This window comes from Streptomyces sp. L500 (assembly GCF_054551825.1).
In genome coordinates this window covers 17001-35993 of sequence record NZ_JBTOLC010000024.1, presented here as the reverse complement: position 1 = coordinate 35993, position 18993 = coordinate 17001, and the positions used below count along the sequence as shown (strand labels likewise).

The window sequence follows — 18993 nt, the reverse complement described above, 5'->3', positions numbered from 1 at the left end:
CGCTACCAGGGCACGACCTGTCCCTTGTGATCAAGGAAGTGGAGGCCGGGCTTCCCCTGCTGGCGCTCGATCGTCTCCGCCACCCCCGGAACGCTCTCCTCCACGCTGAGATCGGCGTCGGGCCCGCCGAGTTCGGTGCGGACCCAGCCGGGGTCCATGAGCAGCAGCGTCCGCGTGTCCTCGGCGTGACGGGCGGCATAGCAGCGCATCAACTGGTTCAGCGCGGATTTGCTGGCCCGGTAAAGGTCCTGTCCGCCCTCGGTGTTCAGGGAGACGCTTCCCTGGTCGGAGGACATGACACCGATGGTGCCGGTCGGCGCGACCAGCGGGCCGAGGGACTCCACGACGCGCATCGGGCCGAGCGCGTTGGTGATCATGACTTCGGTGAACATGTCCGTCGGGACCTGACCGATCGGGAGGTCGCCGCGTGTGATGGCGGCGTTGACGAAGAGCAGGTCGAGAGTGCGCCGTGCCAGCCGGTCGCGCAGCGCCGAGACCTGCTCCGGCTCGGTCATCTCCAGCGACTCGACGGTCAGCCGCCCTCCCGACGCTTCGGCCAGGTCGTGGAGGCCGGTGCGCCGGCCGCCGCGGACCGTGCCGACGACGTCCCAGTCGCGACGGAGGAGCTCGGCGGCGAGCCCGAGGCCCAGGGTCCGTGAAGCCCCGACGACGAGGGCTGTCCTGCGGGCGTTGTGCATCTGATTCCTCAAGGAAGTAGGCGAGTTGGGGTGTCGCGAACGCTGCAAGTCTCCGAGTGGTACCGGCCGGGCGTCCAATACCCTTCGGGCCGCATTGATACCGTCACGGTATGGATCTGGATGTGGACGTGGATCTGCGGAAGCTCCGCTATTTCGTCGCGGTGGCCGAACACCGGCACTTCGGCCGGGCTGCGCAGGCGCTGTTCATCGCCCAGCCGGTCCTCAGCCGGCAGATCCGCGCGTTCGAGCGGGAGCTGGGATGCCCGTTGTTCACGCGTTCTACGCGCAGCGTCGAGCTGACGCCGGCGGGGAAACAGCTGTATGACGAGGCGTCAAGGATCACCGCGGTGGTGGACACGGCGCTGCGGCGCGTGCGCGAGGCCCATCGGGGCGGGCAGCGGCTCGTCGTCGGCTTCTCGCCCGGCCTGCACGTGTCGGACGCGATCCGGGCGTTCACGGCGAGCCATCCGGAAGTCGAGATCGATGTCTTCCCGCTGCGCTGGTGGGAGCGGGACGCGCCGCTCCGCGACGGCCGCGCGCACGTGGGGTACCTCCGGCGCCCCTTCGACGACTCGGGGCTGCGCACCGTCCCCATCGGTCACGAGACCAAGGTCGCGTGCCTGCCCGTGACACATCCCCTGGCCGGCCGCCACACCCTCACCCTGGCCGATCTCGACGGTGAACCGATCCTCGACGGCAGGACGCGGCGCCCGTCCTCGCTGGAGGAGAAGTTCGAGCTCATCGCCTCCGGCCAGGGCGTCGCGCTCGTCCCCGTCAGCGTCGCGCGTTCGTACTCCCGCCCCGGCCTCGTCTACTTGACGGTCACCGACGCCCCGCCCGTCGAGACGTGCCTCGCGGTACCGGAGAGCGGTCGCACCGGCCCCGTGCCGGACTTCCTGGACATCGCCACCGAGACGCTGCGCTCCGCGCCGCCGCTTGGGCCCCTGAGCTGATCGCCCCTGGTCCTTGATCAGGGGTGCGTCAGGGGTGGCTCAGGGTCGTTACCGGATGCCGGGCCGGGCCCGGCGCCGGAATCATGATCTTCATGACTTCGAGCCTCTTTTCCCGCCGGGCCCTCGTGGGCGCCGCTCTGTCCGCCGCTCTCCTCGCCGGTGCCACCGCTCCCGCCGCGTTCGCGGCCACTCCGCAGTCCGACGTCTCCACGGCGGCCGGGCCGGCGGCGTCCGTCGTCCCGCCGCTCGACACGGCGGCCCTGCGCGCGGCCATCTCCGACCTGGACCACCCGCAGGCCACGGCCGCACAGCTGAGAGTCGGCGGCAGGGCCGGCCAGTGGTACGGCACGGCGGGCGTGGCGGACATCAGGACGGGCGCGCCCGTCCGGGCGGACGACACCTTCCGGGCGGGCAGCATCACGAAGGTCTTCGTCGCGACGGTGGTGCTCCAGCTGTCGGCGGAGGGCCGGATCGACCTGGACAAGCCGGTCCAGGACTACCTGCCGGGCCTGCTCCCCAAGAGCTACGCGCCCATCAAGGTCTCGCAGCTCCTCAACCACACCAGCGGCCTGCCGGACGAGAGCGACGCGGGCATCCCGAAGAGGGACACCCCGGAGCGGATCCTCGAGCACCGCTACGACCAGTGGACACCCGAGAAGATCGTGGCCATGCTGCCCGACGGCCCCATGAAGTTCACGCCCGGCACGAAGCAGGAGTACCGGGGGATGAATTACGTCCTGGCGGCCATGCTCATCGAGAAGACGACGGGCAAGCCGTACGCCAAGGCGATAGGCGAGCGCGTCCTGCGTCCGCTGGGTCTCCGGCACACCTCCTTCCCGGGCCGCGACCCGAAGATCCACGGCCCGCACGTCCATGGATACCTGGCGATGTCGGACGGCACGCTGAAGGACGCCACGGATTTCGACCAGTCCGAGGCCTGGGGCGAGGGCGAGCTGATCTCCACGACGGGTGACCTGGACCGGTTCATCACGGCCCTGTTCACCCCCGGCAAGCTGCTGCCCAAGGCGACGCTCGACAAGATGTTCACGCTGCCGGGTGCCGACGTGCGGATGCCGGACGGCTCCCCGGCCTCCTACAGCATGGGCCTCCAGACGGTGACGGTGAACGGAGTGACGCTGTGGGGCAAGACGGGGGAGAGGTACGGCTACAACTCGGCGGTGGTGGCGACGCGGGACCTCCAGCGCAGGGTGGCGTACTCCTGGACGCCCACGCACCGGGACAAGTCCCAGATGGAAATGGTGCTGCGCATGGCGGACGCGGTCACCAAGCCGGCGTCCCGTCCGGCCGGTCAGACGGTGAACGCCGGGTAACAGGCGTACCTCGCCCGAGGGGGCGTAAGTCGTGGGGCGTGAGCCGTGTCTCACCGTGCTCGGGCCACTTGCCTATGAAACGAGTTGCATAGAGGATCCCGCGTATGGCGCTCGAGCACGCGATCCTCGTCTCTCTGCTGGAGAAGCCGGGCTCCGGCTATGAGCTGGCCCGGCGCTTCGACCGGTCCATCGGCTACTTCTGGACCGCCACCCACCAGCAGATCTACCGCGTCCTCAAACGGATGGAGGGAGACGGCTGGATCGACGTCCACGAGGTGTCGCAGCAGGGCAAGCCGGACAAGAGGCATTATTCGGTCGCCGCTGCCGGGCAGGCCGCTCTCTCCGACTGGCTCCACGAGCCCATCGAACCCGAGAGCGTCCGGCACGACCTCGCCGTGAAGATCAGGGGTGCCGCCTTCGACGACCCGGCAGCCCTGATCCGCCAGGTCGAGCGCTACCACCAGCTGCACTCCGAACGTCTGGCGCACTACCTCGCGGGGGAATCGCGCGACTTCACCGGGCCCGACGCCCCCGCGCACCTGGACGACATGCGGGAGCTGCAGCACGTCGTACTGCGCGGCGGCATCGCCTACGAGCGGATGACGCTCGCCTGGCTGGAGGACGTGCTCGCCACCCTCCGCCGCATCCAGGCGGCGCGGGCCGCCGAGCGCCCCGGTCCGTAGGACCGCGTCCCCGCGCCCGTAGGACCGCACGCCACGCCCCCACCGACAGCGCCACCCCACACCGTCCACCACCCCCGACCCCAGCCGGAAAGGCGACCAGCCATGGCCGACCCGCTTCTCTTCAACCCGCGCACCTACGACCCCGCGCACTTCGACCCCGAGACCCGCAGACTGCTGCGCGCCACCGTCGACTGGTTCGAGACGCGCGGCAAGCGCAAGCTGATCGAGGACTACCGCTCCCGCGCCTGGCTGTCCGACTTCCTCGCCTTCTCCGCCAAGGAGGGCCTGTTCGCGACCTTCCTCACCCCCGCCGCGGCCGCCGGTGACAGCGCGGACAAGCGCTGGGACACCGCCCGCATCGCCGCCCTCAACGAGATATTCGGCTTCTACGGGCTCGACTACTGGTACGCCTGGCAGGTCACCATCCTCGGCCTCGGCCCGGTCTGGCAGAGCGACAACGCCGCCGCCCGCACCCGTGCCGCCGAACTGCTCGACCAGGGCGAGGTGTTCGCCTTCGGCCTGTCGGAGAAGACCCACGGCGCCGACATCTACTCGACCGACATGCTCCTCGAGCCCGACGGCGAGGGCGGCTTCCGGGCCACCGGGTCCAAGTACTACATCGGCAACGGCAACGCCGCCGGCCTCGTCTCCGTCTTCGGCCGCCGCACCGACGTCGAGGGCCCCGAAGGGTACGTCTTCTTCGCCGCCGACAGCCGCCACGAGGCGTACCACCTCGTCAAGAACGTGGTCGACTCTTCGAAGTACGTCAGCGAGTTCCGCCTGGAGAACTACCCCGTGGCCGCCGCCGACGTCCTCCACACCGGGCAGGCCGCCTTCGACGCCGCCCTGAACACCGTCAACGTGGGCAAGTTCAACCTGTGCACCGCCTCCATCGGCATCTGCGAGCACGCGATGTACGAGGCCGTCACCCACGCCCACAACCGCGTCCTCTACGGCCGCCCCGTCACCGCCTTCCCGCACGTGCGCCGCGAGCTGACCGACGCCTACGTCCGCCTCGCCGGCATGAAGCTCTTCAGCGACCGCGCCGTCGACTACTTCCGCACCGCCGGCCCCGACGACCGCCGCTACCTGCTCTTCAACCCCATGACGAAGATGAAGGTGACGACCGAGGGCGAGAAGGTCATCGACCTCATGTGGGACGTGATCGCCGCCAAGGGCTTCGAGAAGGACACCTACTTCGCCCAGGCCGCGAGCGAGATCCGCGGCCTGCCGAAGCTGGAGGGCACGGTCCACGTCAACCTCGCGCTGATCCTCAAGTTCATGGGCAACCACCTGCTGAACCCGGCCGAGTACGCGCCCGTCCCCACGCGCCTCGACGCGGCCGACGACGCCTTCCTCTTCCGGCAGGGACCGGCCCGCGGCCTGGGCGCGGTGCGCTTCCACGACTGGCGCACCGCGTACGACGGCTACGCGCACCTGCCGAACGTGGCCCGCTTCCGCGAGCAGGCCGACGCCCTGTGCGCCTTCGTCACCACCGCCGCCCCCGACAAGGAGCAGAGCCGCGACCTCGACCTGCTCCTGGCCGTCGGCCAGCTCTTCGCCCTCGTCGTCCACGGCCAGCTGATCCTCGAGCAGGCCGCCCTCACCGGCACCGAGGAGGACGTGCTGGACGAGCTGTTCGCCGTCCTCGTCCGCGACTACTCCGCCCACGCCGTCGAGCTGCACGGCAAGGACTCCGCGACCGAGGAGCAGCAGGCGTGGGCCCTCGGCGCGGTCCGCCGCCCGGTCGTCGACGCGGCCCGCTCGGCGCGCGTCTGGGAGCGCGTCGAAGCGCTGTCGGGCGCGTACGAGATGGCCCCGTAAGCACGCCTTCGTAGGCGTGCCGCCGGGGGGAGCCGAGGCGGCTTCCCCCGGCCCGGGGCGACCCGTGGTGTCACACCCCCAGCGTGGCCCGCAGCAGCGCCTTGTCGGGTTTGCCCGCCGACGTGAGCGGGATGTCGGGCAGGAGATGGAGGGCCTCGGGCGCGTACATGGCGCCCTTGCGGTCGGTGACGAAGGCACGGATCTCGTCCAGGCCGGGGCAGTGGCCGGGCGCGGGGACGACGGCGGCGTGGACGTGCTCGGCGGCGTCGGCGTCCCGGGTGCCGAAGACCGCGCAGCGGGCGACGGCGGGGTGGGCCAGGAGCAGCTCCTCCAGCTCGGTGGGATAGACGTGGCCGCCGACCACGATGACGATGTCCTTGAGGCGGTCGACGACGAACAGATAGCCGTCCTCGTCGAGATAGCCGATGTCACCTGTGCGCAGCCAGCCGTCCCGCAGGACACCGGCGGTGAGCTCGGGCTGCTTCCAGTAGCCGGGCATGATCCCCGGGGACCGCACCTGCACCTCGCCCTCCTCGCCCGCCGGAAGGGTCCGGCCGGCGGTGTCGCGCACGGCCACTTCGACCCAGGGCAGTGGCCGGCCGGTGGTGATCCGGCCGCCGCGCCCGGTCACCGCGTGGTCGCGCGGGCGCGCCTCGGCGATGGCCGGGACCTCCGTCTGGCCGTACCAGCCGTAGAGGATCGGCCCGAAGACGTCGATGGCCCGGCGCAGACGGACGGCCGAGGCGGGGGAGCCGCCGTAGGTGATCCGGCTCAGGCTCGACAGATCGGTCCTGGTCAGGGCCGGGTCGTCGAGCAGCCGGTAGAGCAGCGGCGGCAGGAGCCACATGTGGGTGATCCGCTCGCGCTCGATCGTCGCGAGGACGTCGCCCGGGTCGAAGGCCCGCCGCAGGACGGCGCGGCCGCCGTGCGTCAGGGCGCTGTCGGTGAGCGGGCCGGAGAGCCGGGCGAGCGGGGTGCAGGCGAGGTAGCGGGGCGGGTCGCCCGCGTCGGGGACGGGGTGCTCCAGCCCCTGGCGGTACGGGCCATGAGTGGAGCGGACGCCCTTGGGGATGCCCGTGGTGCCGCCCGTGAACACGATGGACATGTCGTCCTCGGGCACGACCTCCGAGACGAACGGCGCCGGTGCGCGCAGGGAGGCGGCCGCCAGGACGTCCTCGCCGAACGGGTTGGGGCCCAGGCCGAGCACGGCGGGGACTCCGTCCGGCCCGGCGACGGTCAGCAGCTCCCGGGCCGCCGTGTGCCGGGTGTCGTCGACGAGCAACAGCGTGGTGTCCACGACGCGCGCGATCCGGGCGAGCACCGAGGGGGCCATGCCCTCGTAGAGGTGGACGACCCGGGCGCCCGCGAGATGCGCCGCGTAGCGCGCGACGAGGGATTCCGGGGTGTTGCCGGTGAGCAGGGACACGGTCGTGCCACGGCCGACGCCCCGCCCGGCCAGCTCCCGCGCCAGCCGGTACGTGTTGTCGCGCAGCGCGCCGGCGGTGACGCGCCGCCCGTCGGCCGCCACCAGCGCGGTCCGGTCCGGGGCGCGCGCCAGCACGTCGAGGATCGCCGTGGGGTAGCAGACGAATGGGGCGGGACGGTGTTCGCTCATGTACGGCTCCCCTCGGAGGAGTTGACGGCACGGGCCCCCGGACGGGAGGCCCGTGCCGCGGCACCCTGGCGCTCCCGTCCAGTCTGCCCTCAAGCCGACGCCACCGGCAGGGAGTCCCCCATGATGCCCACCCTGCCCGTCGCATCACCGTGAGCGCGCTCCCCCCGGCAGGCCGGGGAGGCGAGGCTCAGCCCAGCCGGTCGGCGTGGACCTCGACGGCGTCGCGCTGGTACGCGGCGAGGCCCGGTGCGATGGCCTCGTACGCGGTGCGCCAGGCGTCGTTGTCCACACAGGAGCGCCCCATGGCCCGGTATTCGTCGGTGGAGACGGCTCGCAGCGCGGTCAGGGTCCGGTACTGGGCGCGGATCTCGGCCTGCACGGGCTCGGCGTCGGCCGGATGGCCGGCGGCCATCAGCTCGGCCAGCCGGATCATCTGCGCGGTGCGCTCGCGCTGCCCGGCCTCGATGTCGCGCAGGCTCATCCCGGCGACGTGGCGAGCGACCGCTTCGGCGTGCTCGGGAAAGTCGCGCAGGCTCTCCTGGTACTGGGAGGGCACCAGGCCCTCGAAGAGGTTCTCCGGTCGGTTGATGGTCATGGGTGTGCCGTCCTTCCTGGACCGTTCCAGATCGGCGATCGTGCGGGAGACGGTGCGGGCGAAGGCGTCGAGCCGGTCGCGCTCGGCGAGCAGCCGGCGATGGTGGTCGCGCAGGGCGGCCACCTCGTCGACCTGCTCGGCCAGGATCCGGCCGATCTCGGCCAGTCCCACACCCAGCTCGCGCAGCACGAGGATCTGCTGGAGGCGCAGCAGCTCGCGTTCCTCGTAGTGGCGGCGGCCGTTGGCCCCGACCCACGCGGGCCGCAGCAGGCCGATCTCGTCGTAGTGCCGCAGAGTCCGGGCCGTCAGCCCCGACATCCGGGCGATCTCCGCAATCGGCCAGGCCATCCCGCCGCCCCCGAACGTTTCCGATGAGCCGGAGTCGTTCCCCGGCTCTGATGAGAACGGTAGAAGCTGCCGTCGCGGCAGCTTCAAGCCCGTATCGCGGCCCCCTTGCGGCGGGATCCCGGCGTGTAGTCGGCTACCTCCCATGACGAAGAGGAGCACCACCGCTCTGATCGCCGCGCTGGTCGCGGGATTCCTCCTGACAAGCACGCCGTATCCCCGTGCGGACGCCGCCGAACCACCCCCGCTCCCGGGAGTCGACCTCGACACGGTGACGATCCCCGAGCTCCAGGCCCGCATGGCGGAGGGAGCGCTGACCTCGTCCGCGCTGACCGCCGCCTACCTGCGGCGCATAGAGACCGTCAATCCCAGGATCAACGCGGTCCTGCACACCGCCCCGGACGCTCTCCGGCAGGCGGCCGCCAGCGACGCCAGACACCGGCGGGGTGACACCCGCGGCCCGCTCGACGGCATCCCCGTCCTGCTCAAGGACAATGTGAACACCCGCGACATGCCGACCACGGCCGGATCCCTGGCGCTGGCCGGACGTCCGCCGCGCGAGGACGCGGCCCTGGTGACCCGGCTGCGGGAGGCGGGGGCGGTGATCCTCGGCAAGACCAACCTGTCCGAGTGGGCGAACTTCCGTGCCGCGAAACCGACGTCCGGGTGGTCGGCGGTGGGCGGGCAGACCCACAACCCGTATGTGCTGGACCGCAACCCGTGCGGCTCGTCCGCCGGTTCGGCCGCCGCGCTCGCCGCCTCGTTGGCGCAGGTGGCCATCGGTACGGAGACCGACGGCTCCATCGTCTGCCCCGCCGGGATGAACGGGGTGGTGGGCCACAAACCCAGCCTCGGACTGGTCAGCCGGGCGGGCCTGGTGCCGATCTCGGCCGAGCAGGACACCGCGGGCCCCCTGGCCCGCAATGTGACGGACGCGGCGCTGACCCTCGCCGTTCTCAGCGGCGACGCCGCCCTCCTCGGCCTCCCGGACGAGGCGACGCGTGCCGGCGGGCTGCGCGGCAAACGCGTCGGCCTGTGGCGGCTGCCCTCGCTCGGGCCGGACGTGGACGCCCTGATGACCCGTACGGCGGAAAGGCTGCGCGGGGCGGGAGCCGAGGTCGTCGAGGTGACGCCGCCGTACCAGCAGCGGCTCGCCGAGCTCGAGTTCCCGGCGCTGCTGAGCGAGTTCCGCCGGGACATCGACGCCTACCTCGCCACGCGCGACGGGCCGCGCGACCTCGCAGCGCTGATCGAGTTCAACCGCACCCACCCGGCCGAGCGCACGTGCTTCGCCGGCCAGGAACTCTTCGAACAGGCCCTCGCCGCGCCCGCCACCACCGACCCGGCGTACCGGGCCCAGCGCGCCGAGCTGAGGACCCTGTCCCGGCGCTCCGTGGACGAGACCATGGCCGCCCACCGGCTGGACGCCATCGCCGCCCCGACGAACCCGCCCGCCTGGACGACCGACTGCGCGCGGGGCGACAACGACGTCATCCCGTCCTCCACCCCCGCGGCCGTGGCCGGCTACCCCTCGCTGTCGGTGCCCGCCGGCTTCGTGAACGAGCTGCCCGTCGGAGTGCTGCTGACGGCCGGCGACCACCAGGACACCCGACTGCTGGCGCTGGGGGCCGCGGTGGAGCACCGGCTGAAGGCGTGGCGGGCACCGCGCTACCTTCCCTCGGTGGGGCCCGGAACCCCCTGACCGACCGGCTGTCGGCCGCCGTTACTGCCCCCGCCAGATGTTGTCGAAAGCGGCCTGCTCGACCGCTCGCCGTTGCCTGACGCCCTCCAGCTCGATCAACGCGTCATTGACCGCCGCGAGGACGGTCTCCACCGCCTCGTCGGGCACGCCCGGGGCGTCCTCGGTCTCCTGATCGCGGACGCCCACGGCTGTCGCGAGGGCGACGAGGACCGGCTCGTTCGACTCCCAGCGCTCCTTCGCCCGCCGGCGGTCGGGCGAATCCGCCAGAACCCTCCGGCCGCCCTGGAAGGGCTTCCAGTGGCTCCGCTGCCGCGTGAGCACTCCTTCCGCCTCCAGGGCGGCCAGATGGGCCGGGGCCAGCTCGCGGCCCCGGCGCCACAGCCAGTCGCTCACCGTCTCGTACGGCGCCTCGCGGACGAGCGCCGCCGCGGCCTGATCCAGCAGACGATCGGTCACGGCAGCCCCGAAGCCGGGGACGATCCGGTCGTCGTCCAGGGTGACGACCCCGGCGGCCAGCAGGTCGACCACCTCGGCTCCCGCCAGCGCGAGCGACATCTCGCCCCCCTCCACGGGGTGGCCGGGCGCCACCTCCATGGCGGTGATCAACAAGTCCCGGGGGGTGGTCATGGGAGGCTCCTCACGTCGTATACGAGCGTAAGGGCGGCTACGCCGTCCGCAAGTAGTACGTCCCGGTGCCGTCGGGCATGGCGGAACCGGTCCGCGTTCAGCCGGCGTCCAGGGCCGGGGCGATGACGGCGAAAGCCTGGTCGATCAGCCCGGCCGGATCCTCGGCCCCGTCGCTGTCGCTCCACCGGTGGAGCACGGCGTCGAAGGCGGTGAGCGCCATCCCGGCGGCCATGCGCGGATACAGATCGTCCTCGCGGCCGGGCGCCCGGTGGCGCGTCAGCTCCTCGGCCAGGTCGTCGCGCCACCGGGCCTGGTGCTCCAGGAACCGCGCGTGGAGGGCGGGGGTGCGCAGGATCAGCTGGACCACGCGCAGTGCCCTGTCGGAGTGGTCGGCGCAGGCCGCCATGGCGACCCAGACGGCCCGCCGCAGCGCGGCGGAAGGCGGTTCCTCGGCGGCGCGGTCCGCGAGCTGGGCGCGCATGTCCGCTCCCATGCCGGCGAGGAATTGGACGACGACGTCTTCCTTGGAGGCGAAGTACCGGAAGAACGTCCGCTTGGAGACGCCGGCCGACGCCGCGATCTCGTCGATGGTGACGGTGTCGAAGCCCTTGAGGGCGAGCAGTTGCAGCGCCGCTTCGGTCAGCTCGTCGGCGACGAGCTGACGTTTGCGCTGGGCCATGGTCACTTCGGGGCGGGAGCTCACGGGACACATCGTAGCGTCATGCCATGCATGTCATCTAGTTTCATGCTTGACACTCGGTGACACGAGGGGCAATGTGTGCCGCATGACAGGGCTACAACACTCGACCACCGAACAAACCCCGGGCCCGTCCCGGCGGGTGTTCGTCGTCACCGGAGCCAACAGCGGCCTCGGACTGGCCACCACCCGGGCACTCGCCCACCAGGGCGCGCACATCGTCCTCGCCGTACGCGACGAGGCCAAGGGCCGCCGCGCGGCAGCGGACATCGAGGCGACGCGACCGGGCGCCAGCCTCGAGGTGCGCCACCTCGACCTCGCCGACCTCGACTCCGTCCGCGCCTTCGCCGACCGGATGCGCGCCGACCACCCGAAACTCGACGTCCTCATCAACAACGCCGGCGTGATGGCCCCTCCCCGCACCCTCAGCGCGCAGGGCCACGAGCTCCAGTTCGCCTGCAACCACCTCGGCCACTTCGCCCTCACCGGTCTGCTCCTCGACCTGCTGAGCGCCGGGGAGGCTCCCCGCGTCGTCACGGTGAGCTCGGTCAACCACCGCAAGGGACGCCTGTACTTCGACGACCTCACCGGCGAACGCCGCTACTCGCCCATGGGCTTCTACAACCAGTCGAAGTTCGCCAACGCCGTCTTCGGCTGGGAACTCCACCGGCGGCTCACCGAAGCCGGCAGCCCCGTGCGCAGCGTGCTCGCCCACCCCGGATACACCGCCACCAACCTGCAGACGAGCGCGCCGGTCGGCCTGTGGCGCGTGGTGTTCGGACGCATCGGCAACCCCCTCCTCGCCCAGCCCCCGGCCCGGGGCGCGATGCCGCAGCTCCACGCCGCGACCGATCCGGGCGTGGCGGGCGGGCACTTCATCGGCCCCGACGGCCCGGCCGAGCTGCGGGGAGCGCCGACGCGAGTGCGGCTGTCCGACGCCGCGGCCGATCCCGAGACCGGCCGTCGGCTCTGGGAGCTGTCGGAGCGGTTGACGGACGTGCGGTTCGCGTTCCCGACGCCCGTGTGAGCCGTGCCCGTGCGAGCCGTGCGCTCCCGGGCGGGTACCCACGGGGGTGGTACTCGGGCACGCCCGCGAGCGCCCCGGCCATGGCCCGCTGGGCCATATCGGCCGTCACCGCCGCGCGGGCGCCGTACGCGTCGCGACTTTCCGGATGGGTATGTCGGCCATGACACGTCGGCATGACGGCGTGCGGTCCCAGGAGGTGGCACTTCGTGGCAGACGGTTCTCGGCAGTCCGGTCCCGTGATGCGTTCGGTGGTGCGGGAGACGTACGGTCCCGCGGATCTCGGCAAGGAGACGATCTTCGCCGGAGGGTTCATCAACTTCGGCTACTGGCGCGCCATCGACCTGGCCGTCCCGCTCGGCGTCCCGGAACGCGTCCGCAGCCAGGAGGACCTCTACCGGCACGTCCTGGACTCCGCCGGCCCGCTGGGCGACCTGAACGTCCTGGAAGTGGGCTGCGGGCTGGGGATGGGCTGCGCGCTTGCCCTGAGCGAGTACGGGCCGGCCGCCGTCACCGGCATGGACATCCACCCGCAGCAGCTGGAACGGGCGCGCGGCGCGCACGCCGGCACGCTGCGCCGGGAGCCGGGACGGCTGCGGTTCGTGCGGGGAGCGGCGGAACGGATGCCGTTCGAGGACGGCGAGTTCGGCACGGTCGTCAGCGTGGAGGCCGCCCAGCACTTCCCGGACCTCACCGCCTTCGCGGCCGAGACGGCACGGGTGCTGCGGCCGGGCGGCCGGGTGGCCGTGGCGAGCTTCTTCACCGTGGACGACGCGCCGGGACGGCCCGGAGAGCTGGCGGGGCTGCTCGACACGTACGCGAACGGCCTGGACATCGCGCGGCCGGTGACCGCGCTCACGGAGGCGTTCACGGCGGCCGGGCTCACGGGGGCGCGCGCCGAGTCGATCGGGCGGCACGTCTGGCCCGGCTGGGACCTGTGGCTGGGCCGGGAGTGGGCCGCGGGCACTTGGCCGCGGAACTTCCTGCGGGCCTACGAGCAGCGGATCCTCGACTACTACCTGGTCACGGCGGACCGGCCGGCGCGGCGGGACTGACCGCCGATCACCGCGCGCGCCTCGCCCCGAAGCCTCCGGAGCGAGGAGGCTTGCGACGGTGTCCCGCCGCCGCGCCCGCCGGTGCCGCCGTGCCGCCGAAGTCCCGGACCCGGAAGCCGCCTCCGTCCGGCAGGGCGGCCTTGCCCTCGGCCGTGCCGAAGACCTCGGCGAGCACGGCGGGCATCCCCGCGTAGTTCATCGCCCGCCGCACCCGGTCGTGGAGCGCCTCCCAGTCGACGTCGCCCGGCCGCCCCCAGAACCGCTTGAGCTCGGCACGGGCGTTCCCGACCTGCCGCGTCCCGGTGTTCCCGTCGTCCGGGAACGCGTCGGTCAGCAGCCTTTCGAGACGCTCGATGTGCTTCCGCTGAGCCCGGTCGTCGGGCATCCTGCCCTGGTCGAGCGGGAGCAGCAGCCCGGCACCCTGTCGCGCGCCGGCGGGGCGGTACTCGGGGAAGTCCTCGAGATCCGGCATGCTCAACCGGCCCAGCAGCGCGCTCAACGGTTCCACCGAGCCGTGCCGCGGCTCCCGCCTCAGTTCCTCCGTCAGCTGGTCGGGAGCGTAGGTGACGAGAGAGCCCGCCAGTGCCGTGGCGGCGACCTCGGACATCCACGCCCCGCGGATCTGGTACTGGTCGGAGTCCTTCGCCTTGTCCGTGCTCTGATTCATATTGCGCGGGTCGTCGACGGAATTGATCTGCTTCTCGCTGACCGCGTTCTCCGTCACCCGCCGGTACGTCTCCAAGGGGACGAGGAAGGACCGCACCAGTGGGGTCGTCCGCGCCGTGGGCGGGGCGAAGCCGCCCGGGGCGTCGCGATTCTTCTGCCACTGGTAGGTGCGCATGTAGTGCATCGAGCGCCAGGGACGTCCCATGTTCAGCCAGGCGGAGTCGCGCTGGTTGCGGAAGTCGATCGAGCCGTCCGGGCCCTGGTGGACGTCCTTGTGGCCGCTGTCGCCCGTGACGGGAGCGAACACCGTCTGATAGACGCGGACGTACACATTCCCGTCGCGCTCCTCGATGTCGATGTCGCCGCGATTCGTCAGGGACGTCTTGCCGCCCCCCTTCGCCACGTAGCTGGGCTCCTGATGGATCACCCGCTGCACGGGAACGGGGGAGGAGGACCGTCGAACCCTGGGAACGCCACCGCCGGGCTCCGGTGCCCGTCCGCCCGGCGTCCGTCCGCTCAGCGCCCGGGCGGCGTTCTCCTCGGCGGCGCGTTCGTGACGGTCCGACGGGTGACTGATCCGCAGTCCCGTCCCGTCGGCCGTTCCGGCGACGGGGCCCCGGCGCTGCTGGAGGACGTGGGTGAGCTCGTGGGCGAGGACGCGCCTGTCCACGCCGCCGTCCCCGACGACGACGTGGCTGCCGGAGGTGTAGGCGCGGGCGCCGAGCGCGGCGGCGGAGCGCCGGGCGGCGGGGCCGGTGTGCACCCGCACGTCGGAGAAGTCGGCGCCGAGGCGGGCCTCCATCTCCGCCCGCAGCCGGGCGGCCAGCGGCTGCCCGGGGGAGCCGAGGACCGCGTCGACGGCGGAGCGCCGCTCGGTGCCGTCGGGGCCCCGCCGCTCCCGTTCGGCGCGCAGGCGCTGGAGACAGCCGGTGACGGCCGTGTTCCCCGCGGCGCGCTGCAGGGCGAGGACGCCGGCCGAGGACGGCGACAGCACGGGACGCGGCGTGGCCGGGGCGGCCCGGGAAGCGGCTTGCCTGCCGGCGGACCGGGCACTCGTGGCGGGTTGGCGCTCGCGCATGGCGGGACCTTCCTGTGGCCGTCCTCCAGAGGTCTACCGGTGCCGGTACCGCGTCGGCAAGGTGGCCGGGCGGCTCGCGCACCAGGCGCACCACGCGGCGCGCCGTCCGTCCCGGGCACGCGTCCGCCGCCTGAGCGCGCGGGCGGGAATGTTTCCGCGGTCCGCCGCGTTGGCGGGCCGTCATCTTGCTGGTTCTCGCTGTCCTTGGGAGTCGTATGACAGCCGCTCTGCTCGCTCTGCCCTCGATCGACGATCAGGCGGAGCGCCTGATCGATCTCGGAGTGCACCGACTCGGCGGGTTATCCGCCGACGAACTGCGCTCCACGGCCGCCGCGTCGGGAGCCCGCGACGGCCTGCTCGTGATCCACCCGGAGCGGGTCCCGGCGTCGGCTCTGGTGCCGTTCCTCCGGCACCGGGGGAAGCCGGGCTTCGTCGTGGAGGACATGCCCGACATCGATCGGTTCTCGCCCATCGAGGGCGCTCCCGTGTCCGACGCGCCGGTCTACGTGCTGGAGGGCCTCGACCGCGGCGATCACATGGCGAACTGGAGCCCCGACGAGGCGCTGCCCGCCATCGTCGGGGAACACCGCACCCCTCTGCTCCTCGCGGAGGGCGTCCACTGGGTGATCCAGCAGCCGGCGGCGCTGGAACGGGGCCGCTGCTTCATGACCGTCGGCTCCCGCCTGCGCAAGGCCGACGGGCGGCTGGACGCGCGCACCCCCGCTCTGTGGATCAGCAACGGGACGGGCCGGGACGGCCGGGACAGGCGCGACGCGCCGAAGGCCGGCTGGTGCTGGGCGGGCAACCGGCACACCTGGCTCGGCTTCGCCTCGGCGGCCGCCCGCACCGCGATCCGACCAGCCGTCCACCGCCCTGCGCCGTGACATGACGAACGGCCCGGCAGGAGACCTCCGCCGCCGGGCCGTTCGTCATCGCGATTGCCGTACCGTGCCCGCCACGACCGTGGCCACGGTCCTGCGGACGGCTTCGGGGTCCGGCGGCGCGTTCTCCCGGTCGGCGAACAGCAGATGCGCGGCGCCGATCAGCGTGGGGGCGAGCGTGCCGACGTCGGCGTCGGCCGCGACGCGGCCCGCTTCGCGCTCGGCCGTCAGATACGAGGCGATCATGGCCGTGGCCTCCGTGAGGAGCGGAATACCGGCCGATCCGGCCTGACGCAGCCGGGCGCGCAGCTCGTCCCGGAAGGTGACGAGGGCGACGATCGCCACGGCGACCGACGCGAACAACTCCGTCAGCGCGCCGGCCAGGTTGCCGGTGACGGTGCCCGTCCCGGCGGACGCGCGCAGGGCGCCGGCCTGTTCGTCGATCCGGGCGATGCGGTCCCGTACGAGCCCGGCGAGGAAGTCGTCGAAGTCGGCGAAGTGCCGGTGCAGCACCCCCTTGGCGCAGCCGGCCTCGACGGTGACCGCCCGGCTGGTCAGCGCGTTCGGCCCGTCCCGCAGCAGGATGCGCTCGGCCGCGTCGAACAACCGCTGTCGCGCGTCGGGTAGGGCCACCCCTGTCGGCATGCCGTGCGTCCTCCTTCGAGCGTTGACGACCGTTGACGAGTGGGCATGTGCCCACTCATAGTGGGCGCATGCCCACTATACGTTCCTCCGAGCCTGAGCCCGAGCTCGGGCCTCACCAACTCCGGCTGGTGGCCGAATCGTTCGGCGTGGACGCCGAGCGTTACGACCGCGCCCGGCCCCGCTACCCCCGGGCCATGGTGGAGGGGATCGTCGCCGCCTGCCCCGGCGCCGGGACTCCCCACGTCCTCGACGTCGGCTGCGGCACGGGAATCGTCGCCCGGCAGTTCCGGGCGGTCGGCTGCACGGTGCTCGGCGTCGAACCCGACGCCCGCATGGCCGACGTGGCACGGCGGCTCGGCGCCGACGTCGAGGTGGCGACGATCGAGGACTGGGACCCCGCCGGGCGGGAGTTCGACGCCGTCGTCGCCGGGCAGGCCTGGCACTGGATCGACCCGGTCGCGGGAACGGCCAAGGCCGCGCGCGTACTGCGGCCCGGCGGCCGGCTGGCGCTGTTCTGGAACGTTCCCGAGCTCCCGCCCGCCGTGGCCGAAGCGATCGCGGAGGCCGCTCGACGGGTGCTGCCCGACGCGCCGTTCGACTTCCGGCCGGGAGCCCGGAGCGCCCTGGACGGATACCGGGCGCTCGCCACCAAGGCCGCCGACGCGATCCGGGACACGGGCGCGTTCGGTGACGCGGAGCGGTGGGAGTACGCCTGGGAGTGGACCTGCACCCGTGACGCGTGGCTGGAACTGATGCCCACTCAAGGCGCCTTCACCCGGCTCCCGCCCGGCGCACTGGCCGAGGTGCTGGAGGCCGCCGGGACGGCCATCGACGCGATGGGCGGCACCTTCACGATGAGCTGCGCCACGGTGGCCGTCGTCGCCGCGCGAACCGACGCCCCGCCCCGGCCAAGGAGCTAGACCGTCGTCCCCAGCAACTCCCGGAACGCCTCCGTCCCTTCCGGCGTCACCTTCACGGCGCGCCCCGAGCCGACCCGCCGCACCCACCGGCGTTCCAGCGCGGCGGCGCACAGGGCCGCGCCCAGCGCCCCGCCGAGATGGTGGCGCCGCTCCGTCCAGTCCAGGCACCCGCGCACCAAGGGCCGCCGGGCACCTGAAGGCTGCTCGAAGCCCAGGACGTCCACGAGCCACACCCGCCCCTCCGGGGTGACGAACAGCCCCGAACCGACCGCGACCAGGCCCCGGGCGACCATCGCGTCCGCCAGGGCCACGCCCAGCCGCCCCGCCAGATGGTCGTAACAGGTGCGGGCCCGGGCCTCGGCGCTCAGCCGCACCGACTCCCGCAGATTCCGAGGGCCGGCGGCGGCCGGAGCGGCCCCGGTGGCCGGGGCGTACGAGCTGAGGGCCTCGATCAGACCGGCCACCTCCGGGCCGGCCAGCCGCACGTAGCGGTGCCGGCCCTGGCGGGCCTCGGTCAGCACCCCGCCCTCGACGAGGCGGGAGATCTGCTCGCTGGCGGTGGAGGGGCGCACCCCCGCGTACGCGGCGAGTTCACCCGCCGTCCAGGCACGGCCGTCGAGAAGGGCCTGGCAGAAGGCGGCCCGGGTGCGGTCGGCGAACAGAGCGGCGGTCTCGGCGAGCGGGATCATGACGTCAGGATGCCGCAGGAACGGTTCGGGGAGCGCCGAACCGTTCCGGCCCTAGCGTCGAGACCATGACGGACACGACGACGCATACGACGACCGATACGACGCGGACGGCACGCACGACGCATGAACGCGACCGCTACGCCGCCTTCGCGCGCCTGCACCACCAGCCGGCCCCGCTGCTCCTGCCCAACGCCTGGGACCACGCCTCGGCGGCCGCCCTCGCGGCGGAGGGCTTCGCGGCGATCGGCACCACGAGCCTCGGCGTGGCCGCGGCCGCCGGCCTGCCGGACGGGGCTGCCGCGACCGCCGAAGCGACCCTGGCGCTGGCCCGCCGGCTCGGACAGGGCTCCTTCCTGTTCTCCGTGGACGCCGAAGGGGGCTTCAGCGACGACCCGGAGGACGTCGCCGAGCTGGCCCGCGAACTCCACGCGGCGGGCGCCGCCGGAATCAACCTGGAGGACGGCCGCCCGGACGGCACCCTCGCCCCCGTCGAGCTGCACGCCGCGAAGATCGCCGCCGTCAGGGCCGCCGCACCCGCGCTGTTCGTGAACGCCCGCACCGACACCCACTGGCTCGGACACCGGGAGGACGAGACCGCGGCACGCCTCGCGGTCTACGAGCGGGCCGGAGCGGACGGGGTGTTCGTACCGGGACTCTCGGACCCGGACGGCATCGCCGCCCTGACGGCGACCCTGACCGTCCCGCTGAACATCCTCTACACGCCCACCGGCCCCACGCTCGCCGACCTGGCCGCGCTGGGCGTGCGCCGGGTCAGCCTGGGCTCGCTGCTCTACCGCAGGGCCCTGACCACGGCCGTGGCCACGGCGACCGCGATCCGCGACGGCCGGCCGGCGGACCTCACGTCCCTGTCCTACGCGCAAGCCCAGGCGCTGGCGGCGGCCGCCCCGGGAACCGTTTGACGACCAGCCGTGCGGGTGCGGTCGGCGTCGCGACACGGCCGACGT

The 18993-nt window shown here is 72.8% G+C and carries 17 protein-coding genes and 1 pseudogene; 10 read left to right on the top strand and 8 right to left on the bottom strand.

Features of this window, described 5'->3' with window-relative positions; translation table 11 throughout:
• Positions 1-2: 2 nt before the first annotated feature.
• The gene (locus ACX9I7_RS21395) at positions 3-698 is read right to left on the bottom strand and encodes an SDR family NAD(P)-dependent oxidoreductase (protein ID WP_459388212.1); all 696 of its coding nucleotides are present in this window, start codon (positions 696-698) and stop codon (positions 3-5) included.
• 122 nt (positions 699-820) lie between these two features.
• On the opposite strand from ACX9I7_RS21395, the gene ACX9I7_RS21390 reads away from it, so the two are divergent.
• The 4 genes from ACX9I7_RS21390 (at position 821) to ACX9I7_RS21375 (ending at position 5489) form a co-directional block, all read left to right on the top strand.
• Positions 821-1651 carry a LysR family transcriptional regulator gene (locus ACX9I7_RS21390; RefSeq protein WP_459388253.1) on the top strand — a complete coding sequence of 277 codons (831 nt, stop codon included), beginning with the start codon at positions 821-823 and terminating at the stop codon, positions 1649-1651.
• Positions 1652-1743: 92 nt separating this feature from the next.
• Positions 1744-2982, top strand: a complete 1239-nt coding sequence (locus tag ACX9I7_RS21385; RefSeq protein ID WP_459388211.1) for a serine hydrolase domain-containing protein — start codon at positions 1744-1746, stop codon at positions 2980-2982.
• A 104-nt stretch (positions 2983-3086) separates the two neighbouring features.
• Positions 3087-3665 carry a PadR family transcriptional regulator gene (locus tag ACX9I7_RS21380; protein WP_459388210.1) on the top strand — a complete coding sequence of 193 codons (579 nt, stop codon included), beginning with the start codon at positions 3087-3089 and terminating at the stop codon, positions 3663-3665.
• A 102-nt stretch (positions 3666-3767) separates the two neighbouring features.
• Entirely contained in the window at positions 3768-5489 is a 1722-nt protein-coding gene (locus tag ACX9I7_RS21375; RefSeq protein ID WP_459388209.1) for an acyl-CoA dehydrogenase family protein, read from the top strand.
• Between the two features lie 70 nt (positions 5490-5559).
• On the opposite strand, the gene ACX9I7_RS21370 is transcribed toward ACX9I7_RS21375, so the two are convergent.
• The gene (locus ACX9I7_RS21370; RefSeq protein ID WP_459388208.1) at positions 5560-7104 is read right to left on the bottom strand and encodes an AMP-binding protein; all 1545 of its coding nucleotides are present in this window, start codon (positions 7102-7104) and stop codon (positions 5560-5562) included.
• Between the two features lie 187 nt (positions 7105-7291).
• Positions 7292-8047 carry a MerR family transcriptional regulator gene (locus ACX9I7_RS21365; protein ID WP_459388207.1) on the bottom strand — a complete coding sequence of 252 codons (756 nt, stop codon included), beginning with the start codon at positions 8045-8047 and terminating at the stop codon, positions 7292-7294.
• A 142-nt stretch (positions 8048-8189) separates the two neighbouring features.
• Here ACX9I7_RS21365 and ACX9I7_RS21360 point away from each other — a divergent pair, with 142 nt between their 5' ends.
• Complete coding sequence (locus ACX9I7_RS21360) at positions 8190-9746, top strand: amidase (RefSeq protein ID WP_387576885.1); 1557 nt, start codon at positions 8190-8192, stop codon at positions 9744-9746.
• Positions 9747-9767: 21 nt separating this feature from the next.
• On the opposite strand, the gene ACX9I7_RS21355 is transcribed toward ACX9I7_RS21360, so the two are convergent.
• Positions 9768-10373, bottom strand: coding sequence for a GOLPH3/VPS74 family protein (locus ACX9I7_RS21355; RefSeq protein WP_387576883.1), 606 nt, complete (start codon positions 10371-10373; stop codon positions 9768-9770).
• Between the two features lie 97 nt (positions 10374-10470).
• Positions 10471-11085 carry a TetR family transcriptional regulator gene (locus tag ACX9I7_RS21350; RefSeq protein ID WP_387576881.1) on the bottom strand — a complete coding sequence of 205 codons (615 nt, stop codon included), beginning with the start codon at positions 11083-11085 and terminating at the stop codon, positions 10471-10473.
• A gap of 73 nt (positions 11086-11158) precedes the next feature.
• Between ACX9I7_RS21350 and ACX9I7_RS21345 the strand changes: the two genes are divergently transcribed.
• Both ACX9I7_RS21345 and ACX9I7_RS21340 read left to right on the top strand, forming a co-directional pair.
• A complete protein-coding gene (locus ACX9I7_RS21345) occupies positions 11159-12097 on the top strand; it encodes an oxidoreductase (RefSeq protein ID WP_459388206.1) in 939 nt (312 codons plus the stop codon).
• 206 nt (positions 12098-12303) lie between these two features.
• Positions 12304-13149, top strand: a complete 846-nt coding sequence (locus tag ACX9I7_RS21340) for a class I SAM-dependent methyltransferase (protein ID WP_358631917.1) — start codon at positions 12304-12306, stop codon at positions 13147-13149.
• 7 nt (positions 13150-13156) lie between these two features.
• Here ACX9I7_RS21340 and ACX9I7_RS21335 read toward each other — a convergent pair whose 3' ends face one another.
• Positions 13157-14893, bottom strand: a complete 1737-nt coding sequence (locus ACX9I7_RS21335; RefSeq protein ID WP_459388205.1) for an eCIS core domain-containing protein — start codon at positions 14891-14893, stop codon at positions 13157-13159.
• A gap of 215 nt (positions 14894-15108) precedes the next feature.
• Here ACX9I7_RS21335 and ACX9I7_RS21330 point away from each other — a divergent pair, with 215 nt between their 5' ends.
• Positions 15109-15777: a DUF5701 family protein gene (locus ACX9I7_RS21330; protein WP_459388204.1), complete on the top strand. Its 669-nt coding sequence runs from the start codon at positions 15109-15111 to the stop codon at positions 15775-15777.
• Positions 15778-15822: 45 nt separating this feature from the next.
• Here ACX9I7_RS21330 and ACX9I7_RS21325 read toward each other — a convergent pair whose 3' ends face one another.
• Complete coding sequence (locus tag ACX9I7_RS21325) at positions 15823-16419, bottom strand: TetR/AcrR family transcriptional regulator (RefSeq protein ID WP_459388203.1); 597 nt, start codon at positions 16417-16419, stop codon at positions 15823-15825.
• A gap of 68 nt (positions 16420-16487) precedes the next feature.
• Here ACX9I7_RS21325 and ACX9I7_RS21320 point away from each other — a divergent pair, with 68 nt between their 5' ends.
• Positions 16488-17339 (top strand): class I SAM-dependent methyltransferase, encoded by an 852-nt coding sequence (locus tag ACX9I7_RS21320; RefSeq protein WP_459388202.1) that lies wholly within the window; start codon positions 16488-16490, stop codon positions 17337-17339.
• Here the strand turns inward: ACX9I7_RS21320 and ACX9I7_RS21315 are convergent.
• Complete coding sequence (locus tag ACX9I7_RS21315) at positions 17336-18028, bottom strand: ArsR/SmtB family transcription factor (RefSeq protein WP_387576867.1); 693 nt, start codon at positions 18026-18028, stop codon at positions 17336-17338. The two genes, ACX9I7_RS21320 and ACX9I7_RS21315, sit on opposite strands and share 4 nt — an antisense overlap.
• A 143-nt stretch (positions 18029-18171) precedes the next feature.
• On the opposite strand from ACX9I7_RS21315, the pseudogene ACX9I7_RS21310 reads away from it, so the two are divergent.
• A pseudogene (locus ACX9I7_RS21310) lies at positions 18172-18948 on the top strand (isocitrate lyase/PEP mutase family protein); the annotation flags it as partial.
• Between the last annotated feature and the right edge of the window lie 45 nt (positions 18949-18993).